Genomic DNA, 12417 nt, shown 5'->3' with positions numbered 1-12417 from the left:
CGATCTCCGACCTCGAGTACAACTGGTACCTGCACACCGTGTGAGCATGGGCGGGCGGCTCCGGTCCGGCGCCGCCCGCCCGTTCTTCCGTCGAGGTTCCCACCCTTGCTGAAGGTAGACGGCGGCAAGCCTGCGGTTTCCGCCCGTCCGCCTTCCTTTGCTGTGCATTAGAAAAAGAAGAAATCGAGGCAAGCATACCCATGTCGAATCCTCCCCCCACCGCAGAACGAACCCAGCTTCGCAAGTCCCTCAAGCTGTGGCAGATCGTCATGATCGGGTTGGCCTACCTGACCCCGATGACCGTCTTCGACACCTTCGGCATCGTATCCGGGATTTCCCAGGGACACGTGCCCACCGCCTACCTGCTGGCCCTCGCCGGCGTGCTGTTCACCGCGATCAGCTACGGCAAGCTGGTCCGCCAGTTCCCCACCGCAGGCTCGGCCTATACCTACGCGCAACGGGCGATCAATCCTCATGTCGGCTTCATGGTCGGCTGGTCGTCGCTGCTGGACTACCTGTTCCTGCCGATGATCAACGCGCTGCTGGCGAAGATCTACCTGACCGCATTGTTCCCCGAGGTCGCCCCGTGGATCTGGGTGGTGATGTTCGTGCTGATCATGACCCTCATCAACATCAAGAGCGTGAACCTGGTCGCCAATTTCAATACCGTCTTCGTGCTGGTCCAGCTGGCGATCATCGTGGTCTTCATCGGCCTGGTGATTCACGGCCTGAACAACGGGGAGGGGACCGCCACGGTGCTCAGTACCCAGCCGTTCTTCTCCGAGCACGCGCATCTCTCGGCGATGGTGGCGGGGGCGACGATCCTCTGCTTTTCCTTCCTCGGTTTCGACGCGGTGACTACGCTGTCCGAGGAAACCCGCGACGCCGGCAGGGTGATCCCGCGGGCGATCTTCCTCACCGCGCTGTACGGCGGGGTGATCTTCATCACCGTGTCGTATTTCCTGCAGTCCTATTTCCCGACCAACGTACGCTTCAAGGAACCCGACGCGGCGCTGCCGGAAATCGCCCTGTACGTCGGCGGCAAGCTGTTCCAGTCGATCTTCCTTTGCGCCACCTTCATCAATACCCTGGCGTCGGGCCTGGCCTCCCAGGCCAGCGTGTCGCGCCTGCTGTACGTGATGGGGCGGGACAACGTGCTGCCGGAGCGGATCTTCGGCTTCGTCCATCCGAAATGGCGTACGCCGTCGATCAACGTGCTCATCGTGGGCATGGTGGCGCTCTCGGCGATCTCCTTCGACCTGGTGACCGCGACCGCGCTGATCAATTTCGGCGCCCTGGTGGCCTTCACCTTCGTCAATCTCTCGGTGATCGTGCATTTCTATGTGCGCGGCGGGCGCAACCGCAGCCTCAAGGAGCATTTCCACTACCTGGTCCTGCCATTGCTCGGCGCGGCCATCGTCGCGGTGCTCTGGCTCAACCTGGAAAGCACCTCGCTGGTGATGGGGCTGATCTGGGCCGGACTGGGCTTCGGCTACCTGTTCTACCTGACTCGCAGCTTCAGCCGTCCGCCGCCGCGCTTCCAGGAGAGCGAGCTGAGCCCGACCCAGTGAGGCGAGCGGTGAATGGATTCAGCGGAAATGTGAAGGAAAAAGATTGGTAATCTTCACGAAATTTTCACGGTGACGGGTCAATCATGGACCCATGGCTAACGGACTAGCCCCCCATCTGAAGCCCGCCTCATGGCGGGCTTTGGCTATCTGCAGACAGCGAATTTCGCGTTTTCCCTCCTTTTCACAGGGATTTCCGGCCTCCCGGCTGGCAATGCGCCTGCGACGACATGTCCGAATCCAGACAGAATTGGACGCCCCCAAAAAGCGCAGACACGGCTAGAATCCACGCCGTCCCGATCCGGTTCGATGGCCGTGGCGGGGAGCCCGGTATCCGCTGGTCGGTGTTTCCTGTGGTGCTGCGCGTCCTTCCCTAGACTACCCGGCTCGCTCGAACCATCCCTTCGCGGGGGCGGAACGGCACAGGGTCGTTCGGCATGGAAGCTGCCTGGGCCGGCCTTCGACACACCTATAAGAGTAGAAATCTGCATGACATACCCTGAACGTCCCCTGCTTCATCTGCTGACGCGTACCAGCCTGGTGGGCCAGATCATCGTCGGCCTGATCGCCGGCCTGCTGCTCGCCAGCTTCTTCCCGGCCGCCGCGCTCAAGGTCGGCTTCATCGGCAAGGTCTTCGTTTCCGCGCTGAAGGCCGTCGCGCCGGTACTGGTGTTCGTCCTGGTGATGGCATCCATCGCCAACCACAGGCAAGGCCAGCAGACCCATATCCGGCCGATCCTGCTGCTGTACCTGGTCGGCACCTTCAGCGCCGCGGTGGTGGCGGTGATCGCCAGCTTCGCCTTCCCCTCGAGCCTGGTGCTGGCCAGCCATCCGGGCGAGATGTCGCCTCCGGGCGGCATTGCCGAGGTGCTCCAGTCCCTGCTGCTGAGCGTGGTGGACAACCCGGTCAACGCCCTGATCTCGGCCAACTTCATCGGCATCCTGGCCTGGGCCATCGGCCTCGGCATCGCTTTCCGCCACGCCAGCGATACCACCCGCAACCTGCTCTCCGAGCTGTCCAACGGCGTCTCGCTGATCGTCAAGGTGGTGATTCGCTTCGCCCCGCTGGGCATCTTCGGCCTGGTCGCCTCGACCTTCGCCGAGTCCGGCGTCGAGGCCCTGAAAGGCTATGCCCACCTGCTGGTGGTGTTGCTCGGCTGCATGCTGTTCGTGGCCTTCGTGGTCAACCCGCTGATCGTGTTCCTGAAGATCCGCCGCAATCCCTATCCGCTGGTGCTGACCTGCCTGCGCGAAAGCGGCATGACCGCGTTCTTCACCCGCAGCTCGGCAGCCAATATCCCGGTCAACCTGCAGCTCTGCGAGCGCCTGGGCCTGCACGAAGACACCTATTCGGTATCGATCCCGCTGGGCGCGACCATCAACATGGCTGGCGCGGCGATCACCATCACCGTGCTGACCCTGGCAGCGGTGCATACCCTGGGCATCGCCGTGGACGTACCGACCGCGATCCTGCTCAGCGTGGTGGCGTCGATCTGCGCCTGCGGCGCGTCCGGCGTGGCCGGCGGTTCGCTGCTGCTGATCCCGCTGGCCTGCAGCCTGTTCGGGATTCCCAGCGAGGTGGCGATGCAGGTGGTGGCGGTAGGCTTCATCATCGCGATCCTCCAGGACTCCGCGGAGACCGCGCTGAACTCCTCGACCGACGTGCTGTTCACCGCCGCCGCCTGCGAGGCGGAAGAGCGCAAGGCGAGCGCCGCCTGATTCGATCCCTGGGTCACGGAAGAAACCGCCTTCGGGCGGTTTCTTCGTTTCGCCCCGGCGTGCTTTGACCTGTGCGCCGCGCTGCGGCCTAATGGTCGCCCGTCCTTCCCGAGTTGCCGCATGTCGTCTCCTTCCTTACCCGATGCCAGTCTCCGCGCCAGCACCCTGCATTTGCCGGCCGGTCCCTGGAGCACCGTGCTCGACTGTCTCTGCGCGCGTTTCCCGGCCATCGACCGCGACACCTGGCTGGCGCGCATGCAGCGGGGCCGGGTGCTGGACGCCGAGGGGCGTGCGCTGGGCCCGCAGGCGGCATATCGCGAAGGCCTGCGTGTGCACTACTTCCGCGAGTTGCCGGTGGAGGCACCGATTCCTTTCGAGGCGCGCATCCTGTACCGCGACGAGCATCTGCTGGTGGCGGACAAGCCGCACTTCCTGCCGGTGATGCCGGCCGGCGGCTACGTCGAGCAGACGCTCCTGGCGCGGCTGGCCCGCAGCACCGGCAATCGCGACCTGGTGCCGCTGCACCGGATCGACCGGCATACCGCCGGGCTGGTGCTGTTCTCGACCAATCCCGGCAGCCGCGGGTGCTACCAGGCGCTGTTCCGCGAGCGGCGCATCGACAAGTGCTACGAAGCGATCGCTCCGGCCTTGCCGCAACTGGACTTCCCGTTGCTGCGCAGGACCCGCCTGGTGCCCGGCGAGCCGTTCTTCCGCATGCGCGAAGGCGAGGGCGAGCCGAACAGCGAGACGCGCATCGAGGTCGTCGAGCGCAACGGCCGCTGGTGGCGCTACCGGCTGTATCCGGTGACCGGCAAGAAGCACCAGCTGCGCGTGCACCTCGCGGCACTCGGCGCGGGTATCCAGAACGATGGGTTCTATCCCGAGCTGCTGGACGCCGAGGGCAGCCCCGACGACTACCTGCGGCCGCTCAAGCTGCTGGCCAGGGGGCTGCGCTTCGACGACCCGCTGAGCGGGGAGAGGCGTACGTTCGAATCCGGGCTGCGGCTCGATTGGCAGGTGTAGGCGACAGGCTCGCCAGCGGAATGCTGGCGTACGTCGCCGACCCGGAGCGCATGGCGCGTTTCTATGAACAGGCGCTCGGCCTGGAGGGCTGCGCGGGCGAGTAGAAGGATCGCCCGCTGGTGCGGCTGGACGCGCCCGCCGGAGCGGGCGCGGGTCGCTCAGGGACGCTTGTCCAGCTTGACCACCAGGCGCAGTTGCTCGACGCAACCGCGGCTCTGCTCGATCAGCTTGCCGAACTCGGCGCTGTTGATCTCGTCGTGGTTGAGCCAACTGGTCTTCTGCACTTCCCGATAACGATAGTGGTAGCCGCCATCCTTGGCCGGTTCGGCCTGCAGGTCGATGTCGAACCAGGGACTGCGGATCTCGCAACTGTGCGCCGGCTCGTCAGTCTTGCCGCCGGACAGGCTGATGTCGTAGGACGTGATCTGCGGTTCGCCCAGGTACAGCTCGGCCAACTGGCCTTCGCTACGGTACTTGGCGAAGGCATCCCACTGGCTGGCCAGGTCCTGGCGGTTGTAGAAATACTCTCCGCCGAGCCGGTCGAGGGCGCGGCGGTCGGTAAGCCTGGCACTGATCGTATAGCTGGGCGGCAGCACGAACTGGCTGTCGTCGCGCTCCAGCACGCAGTCGCTGCCTTCCTTGGCGAAGTTGCGGCACAGGTCCTGGTCGGTGCTGGTGCGGCCGCGCTGGCGATCGGCGACGCTGAGCTGCATCAGCGGCGCGTTGGAAAGCTCCACGCGCGACTCGACCCGGGCTTCGCCGTCATGGGTGTAATGCTCGCTGCGGGTCACGCGCAGGGTGTCGCCGGGCGCTTCCAGCGGAATCTCGTCGCGCCGCACCTTGCCGTCGGCGCCCAGCACCAGCGCCCAGCGCTGCTGGATGTCGGGCATGATGCGGCCGGGAGCGAACACCGGGTTGGTCGGGTCCAGCCACCAGGTCTTGCCGTCCACCTCGGCGCGGACGATGGCATGGTTCGGCGCGTACATGCCGGGCACCAGCAGGTCCCAGACCACGTCGCCGCGGCTGACCAGGGTCGGTTCGGCCTTGATCCCGGCGGCCTTGAGCATGGCGGCGAGGAGGATCGCCAGGTCCTTGCAGTCGCCGTAGCCATTGCGCTCGATCTCCGCCAGGGAGAAGGGCACGTAGCCGCGCTCGCTGGCGCGCCAGTCGCCCAGGTAGCGGTAGGTGTCGTTGATGTACTGCATCAGGCCGGCGACCTGCTCGCGGGCCGGCTTGCCCTTCACCGCGGCGACGGCCGCCGCGGCGCCCTTGGGCAGCTCCGCGGCGAGGATCTCGTTGTAGCGCGCGGCGAACGGGCCGAAGTTGTCCTGCAGGTCCAGCGAACTGCCCAGCTCCAGGCGCGGGGTATGGCGCAGGTAGGCGTTGCCGGCTTCGTTGATGTAGTTGGTGTATTGCGGCTTTTTCAGGCTGACCTTGAGGGTCTTCTTGTCGGCGCTCTGTTCGATGCGATAGGCGTCCATCAGCTCGCTGCGCACGAAGATCGGCCGCTCGGCCTTGAACTCGGCGACGAAGCGGTCGTCGCGCACCGGCATCGGTGGGCGGCTGAGAATGTAGTGGAACTGGGTGCTCAGCGGCTTGGCGGTGAAGTGCTCGCGCAGGGTGTAGCTGATGCGGGTGCCGACGCGCAGGTTGGGGAACGCCAGGGAGGTCTGACGTTCGCGCAGGAAGCCCTGGTCCGGGTTCGGCGCGGTGCGCGTATCGATCTGCGACTGGTCCAGCGGCACCGGCTTGCCGCCGGGCTGGGTCAGCTCGGCCTTCTCCACGATCAGGCTGTCGGTCTCCGCGTAGCTGCGATCGATGCGCGAGAGCATCTCGCGGCCGCTCGGCTTGAGGATGGTGAAGCTGTAGGTGCTCACGCAATCGGTGCTGTTGTCGGCGTTGAACTGGCAGCGGAACTCGGTTTCGCCGGCCAGCGGCGCCTCGGCGATCGGTTGCAGTGCGGCGAGGGCCGGGGTGGCGGCGCAGAAGACGCTGGCGGCGAGGAAGGAAGGGGAGAAGGGATGACGGGGCATCGGTGCCTCAGGATGAAACGTTTGAGCGGAGCTCCCAGGCGTCGCCTGGCGCATGGGGGCGCCGGGCGATAGCCGGGGAGATGGACCCTGAATGATAGGTTTTATCAATTCCGCATGTCGACCGGCGGGTCCGGTTATGTGCGGGATGTCGCCGTTGCGATCTTTTTGCCGGCTTCATTTGCCGGGCTTTGCCGTTCTGTGGCAGGCGCACGCCTGTTCCTGGCGCTCCGGAACCGGGTCGTAGCCGCCCGGGTGCCAGGGGTGGCAGCGCAGCAGCCGGCGCGCGCCGAGGTAGCCGCCTCGCAGCGCGCCATGCACGCGGATGGCTTCCAGGGTGTAGTGCGAGCAACTGGGGTAGAAGCGGCAGCGGGGACCGATCAGCGGGCTGATTGCGTACTGGTAGAAGCGGATCAGCCCGATCAGCAGGAACTTCATGGCGAGCCCTCGGCGGGGTTGCGGCGGCGAGCGGGCATTGTAGCGCCGTTGTCGGTCCTCAAGGAGCATTCTCCGCTGCGCAATAAAGGGTCCGCCCGTCGACGAGGCTGCGAGCAGTCGCCAGGCGGCCGCGCAGGCCGGGTTCTTCCGGCGCCAGCGTGCCCTCGCGCCAAGCGCCTCCGCGCAATGGAATCAGTGCCGAACGGCCGTAGCCCGGGCAGTACGCCTCGGCGTCGCCCTCCAGGTAGTCGACGCCGTCCAGGGTCAGCTCGCCGACATTCCAGCGCGCGCCGAGGTAGGCCTGGCGGAACGGCCCGTCGGCAAGAACGTAGAAGCCCCCGCGCACCTCGCTGGCCGCCGTGGTGAAGCCGATGGTGCGGCGCGGTTGTGGGATCACCAGCAGCGGTCGCCGTGGGTCGGCGAAGGCCTCCTGCAACTCGACCAGGCGCTGGCGGGTGGCGCCCATCTCGCGCCGGTAGCGCTCGCCGCGCGCCCGCGCGTCGTCGGGAAGTTCGCTCCAGGCCGGAGGCTGGTCGCGCAGCAGGTAGTCCAGCGGCCAGGTGCCGGCTATCGCGGCTTCCTTCCAGTCCGCGTCGTCGTCGCGCAGGTCCAGCAGCACTCCGGCCAGCGCGCCGATCTCGTAGGCTTCGCTGTCGACGCCGACGCCGATCTCGTTGGCATCGTAGAAGGCCAGCGCGTACTCCCGCAGCGCCTGCCGATAGCGTTGCGGATCCTCGGCGAAATCGGTGCGGTAGCGCGCGGCGGCGGCTATCTCGATGTAGCGCGCGGTGCCTTCGCTGAGATCGACCTGCGCCGCCAGCCGGCTTTCCTCGGGAGCCGCTTCGCGCCAGCGGCGCAGCCAGCCCTGGGCGTCGCTCAGGTAGCTGTCGCGCTGCCCGGGCGTGCGCAGGGCCTGGAGCAGCGACTGGAACAGGGCATAGCGGTATTCCCGCGGGCGCGGGTCGAGCGTGGCCAGGTCGCCGCGATAGCCACCGGGCTTGCGCAGGCCCGGCCAGTCTTCCTGGGCGTAGCGATGGAAGGCTTCGTGCGGGCCGATGGCGGCCAGCGTCTCGCTATTGCCGGTATTGCTCCGCAGGTGCGCGGCGCTGATCTGCAGCAGCACCGCCGGACGGCCCCGGTAACGCGGAAAGGCATAGCTCAGGTCGAGATCCGGGTCGCTGTCGCCCGCCACCGTGGTGCGCTGCGCGCGGCCTTCGGCATCGGCGACCCAGGTACTGCGGCCATCGCTGTAGAGGAAGGCCTTGTCGGCCATCCGCCAGCCGGGCCAGAGTCGTTCGCTGTGCTGGCCGACGGCATGGGCATAGGCCAGGTAGCGGCGGGCGAACGACTCGCTGTCCGTCGCCGCGGCGGGAAGGGACAGGGCAAGCAGGAGCAGGGGCAGGGCTCGGGTCATGGCGGGTACGGTTGCGCAAGGTCGGTCGGGGCGACGAAGGTATCCCGCCGCTTCCCGATTGACCGTCGCGGCGGCTGCCGCGTTCCCCTAGGCGGTGTTGCGCGCCCGCGCCAGGTCGCGCAGCGGCGGGGCGCCGAACAGCCGGCTGTACTCGCGGCTGAACTGCGACGGGCTTTCGTAGCCGACCCGGTAGCCGGCGGCGGCCACTTCCAGGCCCTCGCTGAAGATCAGCCGGCGTGCTTCCTGCAAGCGCAGCTGCTTCTGGTACTGCAACGGGCTCATCGCGGTCACGGCCTTGAAGCGGTGGTGCAGGGTCGAGGGGCTGAGGTTGACCACCTGGGCCAGTTGCTCGATGCGCAGCGGCTTGCCGTAGTTCTGGTTGATCCAGTCGATGGCGCGGGTGATGCGGTGGGCCTGGCTGTCGGCGATGGCGATCTCGTGCAGGCGCTGGCCCTGGCCGCTGCGCAGCAGGCGGTAGAAAATCTCGCGGAGGATCAGCGGCGCCAGCATCGGGATGTCGCGCGGGCTGTCCAGCAGATGGATCAGGCGCAGCACCGCATCCAGCAGGCTGGCGTCGATACGGTCGACGTAGAGGCCGCGGTCGCCGCGCCGGCTGGCCACTTCCATGGGCCCGGCGTCGGAGATCAGCTGGGTGATTTCCGCCGGGTCGATATCCAGCCGGACGCAGAGGTAGGGTGCGTCCGGCGAGGCGTCGATCACCTGGCCAGCCAGCGGCAGGGTGACCGAGACCACCAGGTAGTGCAACGGATCGTAGATATAGCGCTCCTCGGCCAACTGCACCTCCTTGCGGCCCTGGGCGATGATGCACAGGGCAGGTTTGTGCATGCCGCGCGCCGGCAGGGTGGGGCCGTCGGCGCGGATCAGGGCGAGGGGTTCGACGGCGGTGCCGTAGATACCGTCGCGGGGGCAATGCCTGAGCAGCGACTGCGCCAGTTCGCTCTGGCGCTGGCGCAATTCGGCGGGGAGATCGACGGAAAGAAGCGGGGTGTTTTCGCTCATGCGGGGACTCGCGGGGGAAACCTTCCCAAGACTAGCGCGCGTCGCGGCGACAGGCATCCATCGCGCTGCGCGATGGCAGGATCAGGCAAGCATTCGCCAGGAACAGGCAAGCCAGCTCGTTTCACCGGGCGCAAGCGGATGAGAAAAAACCGGAACGCGGCAGTTTCAGGCAAGAACCCGACAGTATCCGTCTACCGATTCCCCGCGCCGTCCCCCTAATCTGGCTGGCATGGCGGAATCTCCGTCATGCCGATGGGAAATACCTGCAGGGGGACACACCTATGTCAAATCAACAGGCCAGACTGTCATCGGGCGGCGTGCCGCCGGAGCGCGCGCCGGGCGCCTCCCGTTCGCGGTCGCGCGACGGCGCGCTGGTCCCCGACACGCCTTCCCGTTCGCCTGCCGGCTCCGCCGCGGGCGGCGCGCTGGCGCGGACCCATTCCGGCAATTGGTAATCGGAGGCAGGGCACATGCGTCACCCTTACACCCCACAGCGGCCGGCCGGCGTCTCGGCGCCGCCGGCCCTTCCACTCCTGGTGCCGCTTGCGCAGCGGCGAATCCATGTCGAGGAGGCAGAGAGCATGCCAGCGTTCAATCGGGCCAGTCACCTGGTCAGCATTCGCGCCCGCAGCGGCCAGTCGCACCGCCTCGGCCTGCGCCTGCAAGAGCTGGCGCAGGCGGGCCAGGCTGCACCCGGTTGCCTGCGCTACGAACTGCGCCAGGCGGACGGGGACGCCGACCTGTGGCTGTTGCACAGCGAGTGGAGCGATGAAGCGGCCATGCAGGCGTACCTGTCCGGCGACGCCCAGCGGGTCTTCGCCGAGGTGCTCTGGCAAGCGCTGGCGGCGACCCTGGACGTGCAGGAGCGGCCTTTCTGAAACCGGGCGGGCGGATGATGCGGAGCGGCGTCCGCCCGTCCCCCTTGTTCTGGCCTCTCAGCGACCCGGCGTGACCGGCGACTGGTCCGCTCGTTCGTCTTCGATGTCGCGATGTCGCTCGAAGGCGGTCGCCGGCGAGCCATCGGCATTGACCTGCAACACCGCGCGCGGACGGCCGTCCTCGCCAATGAATACCTGGCCGATCCCGGCGCTGTTCCACAGGCGCTCGCCGGCCTGGCTGTGCTGCGGAACGCGTGGGCGGATTTCCAGACTGCGCCGCTGGGTCAGCCAGTTCAGCGGCGACCAGGGCGCATAGAGCCAGCGATTGATGCGGTCGAACCAGTCCAGCAGGCGTCGCGGGAATTCGTTCTTGATCCCGCTGCTGGTGATCTGCCAGAGCCGGGGCCCGCGCTCGCGATGGCGAATCCGGATGTCGTAGACGAAGGAGTAATGCACGTCGCCGGAAAGGATCAGGTAGTTACCCGGCGTACGCGAGTGGCGGAAGATGTTCATCATCACCGAGGCCGCGCCGCGATGGGCCATCCAGTTTTCCGCATCGACCAGCAGCGGCTGGCCGATCCAACTGAAAAGCTTCTGTACGCCCTCGATCAGCTTGACCCCGAACATCGGCGCCGGCGACACGATGATCGCCGCCTTTTCGCCGAGCAGGTCCTGCTGGAATTCACTCAGTGCCTCCCAGTCCATCAGCCCGGAGGGCCGGCCCAGGTTGCGCTCGCTACGCCAGCGGCGGGTGCGCGTGTCGAGGACGATCAGGGTCGGGCTGCCAGGCAACCGGTAGTGCCAGTGCTGGAAGTCGAGCAGGGCATCGAGCAGGCGGTCCTGCTCGGCGCAGGGCAGCCGGCCGTCTGCCGCGGCACCCTCCATCAGGGCCGCGACCGGCGCCAGCCATTCGCCGCAATGCTGCGGGTCGTTGCCCCAGCCCTGGCAGAGCAGGTAGGCGAGCAGGGCGTTGCCGATGATCCGCCGGGAGAAAGGATGGCCGTAGGCGGTCAGCTCCCAGCGTGCTGAAAGGTTCCAGTCGTCGGTGATGTCGTGGTCGTCGAAGATCATCAGCGACGAGATATGCGCCAGCGCCCGCGCCACGCGGGGCAGGCCATCGCGGAAGGCTTCGATGTGCCGGCGCTCGCCGGCGAAGCGCTGCGCGTGCCGCGCATCCAGCCCCGGCGGCGGTTCCAGCCTGACCAGGCGCCAGGGCGCCGGCGACCAGACCAGCAGGTACATCGCCAGCACCTCGGCCAGGCCGACCAGATGGTTGTGGGCGTTGGCCGAGGTGAAGATGGGCTTCTTCACCCCGCCGAAGAAGCGCTCGCGCAGGGCTTCGTTGGACTCGAAGGCGGGCAGCAGGTCCTCGCGCCGGTAGTAGGTGGCCGGGTGCGCGTAGAGTGCCTCGCTGTCGTTCACCAGTGCGCCTTCCAGGTGTTCGCCGTACAGGCCGAGGCGGTGGATCAACCCATGGATGGCCACCAGCATCGGCCCGGCGACGTCGTCGGCGTAGACCTGGTCGCCGCTCATCATCAGCAACGCCGGGCGGCTTTCGGCCTGCAGCAGGTTTTCCTCCAGCAGCCGGTCGACCTGCAGCAGGCCATCGGCCGCTGGGTGATGCGGCTTGCGGCAGGAGCCGTGGAGCAACTGGTCGAGACGTGGCTTGAGCACCAGGCTGGCGCGCTGGCGACCGGGGTAGAGCAGATGCGGCGCCCATTCGGCGATTCCCGCAGGCTCCCGGCCGTCGGCGGCGAGGCGCAGGTCGTAGTCGACCAGGCGGGCGCAGGGCAACGGCGGGTCGAGCGCGACATCCAGCAGGTGCAGCCAGGCATGGGTGCCGATGCGGATGGCCGAGTGGGTTCCTTCCGCGAGGCGGACCCGACGCTCCGCCTCGCCTTCGCTGGCGAGGATCAGTTCGATGGTCGTCGGGCATGACGTGGCCAGCCAGAACACCAGGCGTCCGGGCTCTGCGCGGCGCAGCAGGGGACCGGCCAGGACCAGGGGCAGGGCTTCGTCAGGCGGGGTGTCGTTGGGGAGCGAGGCGGACATTGGTACGGGCGTTGTCGACGCGGCGAAACAAGCTGACGAGTATGCCGCTTTCGGCGGATCGCGGCGTTGCCATTTCGTAAGGAATGACGACAGTCGTCGCGGGATGGCGATCTTCTAATGCCAAAAAGTTAAGTACGCCTTAATTAATATTCTTTTTTGCGTTCGAGCTTCTGCGGCATATTGCCTTCCGCGCAGGCCCGACGGCCTGCCATCGCTGTTTGCGGGAGGGACACGTGCAATCCGACGTCGGCGCCGCCTCCCGCCGATCAAGGTTT

At 67.1% G+C, this 12417-nt stretch carries 9 protein-coding genes; 4 read left to right on the top strand and 5 right to left on the bottom strand.

Annotation, left to right across the window (positions count from 1 at the left end; all coding sequences use genetic code 11):
• Positions 1 to 200 precede the first annotated feature (200 nt).
• The 3 genes from HMPREF2716_RS23920 to HMPREF2716_RS23910 all read left to right on the top strand — a co-directional run bounded on the left by HMPREF2716_RS23920 (position 201) and on the right by HMPREF2716_RS23910 (position 4310).
• A complete protein-coding gene (locus HMPREF2716_RS23920) occupies positions 201 to 1571 on the top strand; it encodes an APC family permease (RefSeq protein ID WP_003106497.1) in 1371 nt (456 codons plus the stop codon).
• 486 nt (positions 1572 to 2057) lie between these two features.
• Positions 2058 to 3287 carry a serine/threonine transporter SstT gene (sstT, locus tag HMPREF2716_RS23915; protein ID WP_003106499.1) on the top strand — a complete coding sequence of 410 codons (1230 nt, stop codon included), beginning with the start codon at positions 2058 to 2060 and terminating at the stop codon, positions 3285 to 3287.
• A gap of 120 nt (positions 3288 to 3407) precedes the next feature.
• Positions 3408 to 4310, top strand: a complete 903-nt coding sequence (locus tag HMPREF2716_RS23910; RefSeq protein ID WP_003142571.1) for an RluA family pseudouridine synthase — start codon at positions 3408 to 3410, stop codon at positions 4308 to 4310.
• A gap of 158 nt (positions 4311 to 4468) precedes the next feature.
• Here the strand turns inward: HMPREF2716_RS23910 and HMPREF2716_RS23905 are convergent, their stop codons facing one another.
• The 4 genes from HMPREF2716_RS23905 to cmrA form a co-directional block, all read right to left on the bottom strand.
• Positions 4469 to 6343, bottom strand: coding sequence for a DUF3857 domain-containing transglutaminase family protein (locus HMPREF2716_RS23905; protein WP_003114879.1), 1875 nt, complete (start codon positions 6341 to 6343; stop codon positions 4469 to 4471).
• Positions 6344 to 6517: 174 nt separating this feature from the next.
• Entirely contained in the window at positions 6518 to 6778 is a 261-nt protein-coding gene (gene yidD, locus HMPREF2716_RS23900; protein WP_003106504.1) for a membrane protein insertion efficiency factor YidD, read from the bottom strand.
• A gap of 58 nt (positions 6779 to 6836) precedes the next feature.
• Positions 6837 to 8192: a hypothetical protein gene (locus HMPREF2716_RS23895; protein ID WP_058148726.1), complete on the bottom strand. Its 1356-nt coding sequence runs from the start codon at positions 8190 to 8192 to the stop codon at positions 6837 to 6839.
• 87 nt (positions 8193 to 8279) lie between these two features.
• A complete protein-coding gene (gene cmrA / locus HMPREF2716_RS23890) occupies positions 8280 to 9212 on the bottom strand; it encodes an AraC family transcriptional regulator CmrA (RefSeq protein WP_003088694.1) in 933 nt (310 codons plus the stop codon).
• Positions 9213 to 9793: 581 nt separating this feature from the next.
• Between cmrA and HMPREF2716_RS23885 the strand changes: the two genes are divergently transcribed.
• Entirely contained in the window at positions 9794 to 10090 is a 297-nt protein-coding gene (locus tag HMPREF2716_RS23885) for an antibiotic biosynthesis monooxygenase family protein (RefSeq protein ID WP_003088696.1), read from the top strand.
• 57 nt (positions 10091 to 10147) lie between these two features.
• Here HMPREF2716_RS23885 and HMPREF2716_RS23880 read toward each other — a convergent pair whose 3' ends face one another.
• Complete coding sequence (locus HMPREF2716_RS23880) at positions 10148 to 12142, bottom strand: alkaline phosphatase D family protein (RefSeq protein ID WP_023518802.1); 1995 nt, start codon at positions 12140 to 12142, stop codon at positions 10148 to 10150.
• Positions 12143 to 12417: the final 275 nt, after the last annotated feature.

The organism is Pseudomonas sp. HMSC076A11 (assembly GCF_001810205.1).
GTDB lineage: Bacteria > Pseudomonadota > Gammaproteobacteria > Pseudomonadales > Pseudomonadaceae > Pseudomonas > Pseudomonas aeruginosa.
This window is presented reverse-complemented; position numbering and strand designations above follow the sequence as displayed.

Coding starts and splice junctions, on each gene's coding strand:
- cmrA (WP_003088694.1), bottom strand. CDS start 9,212: ATGAGCGAAAACACCCCGCTTCTTTCCGTCGATCTCCCCGCCGAATTG.
- HMPREF2716_RS23880 (WP_023518802.1), bottom strand. CDS start 12,142: ATGTCCGCCTCGCTCCCCAACGACACCCCGCCTGACGAAGCCCTGCCC.
- HMPREF2716_RS23905 (WP_003114879.1), bottom strand. CDS start 6,343: ATGCCCCGTCATCCCTTCTCCCCTTCCTTCCTCGCCGCCAGCGTCTTC.
- HMPREF2716_RS23895 (WP_058148726.1), bottom strand. CDS start 8,192: ATGACCCGAGCCCTGCCCCTGCTCCTGCTTGCCCTGTCCCTTCCCGCC.
- HMPREF2716_RS23920 (WP_003106497.1), top strand. CDS start 201: ATGTCGAATCCTCCCCCCACCGCAGAACGAACCCAGCTTCGCAAGTCC.
- HMPREF2716_RS23910 (WP_003142571.1), top strand. CDS start 3,408: ATGTCGTCTCCTTCCTTACCCGATGCCAGTCTCCGCGCCAGCACCCTG.
- yidD (WP_003106504.1), bottom strand. CDS start 6,778: ATGAAGTTCCTGCTGATCGGGCTGATCCGCTTCTACCAGTACGCAATC.
- sstT (WP_003106499.1), top strand. CDS start 2,058: ATGACATACCCTGAACGTCCCCTGCTTCATCTGCTGACGCGTACCAGC.
- HMPREF2716_RS23885 (WP_003088696.1), top strand. CDS start 9,794: ATGCCAGCGTTCAATCGGGCCAGTCACCTGGTCAGCATTCGCGCCCGC.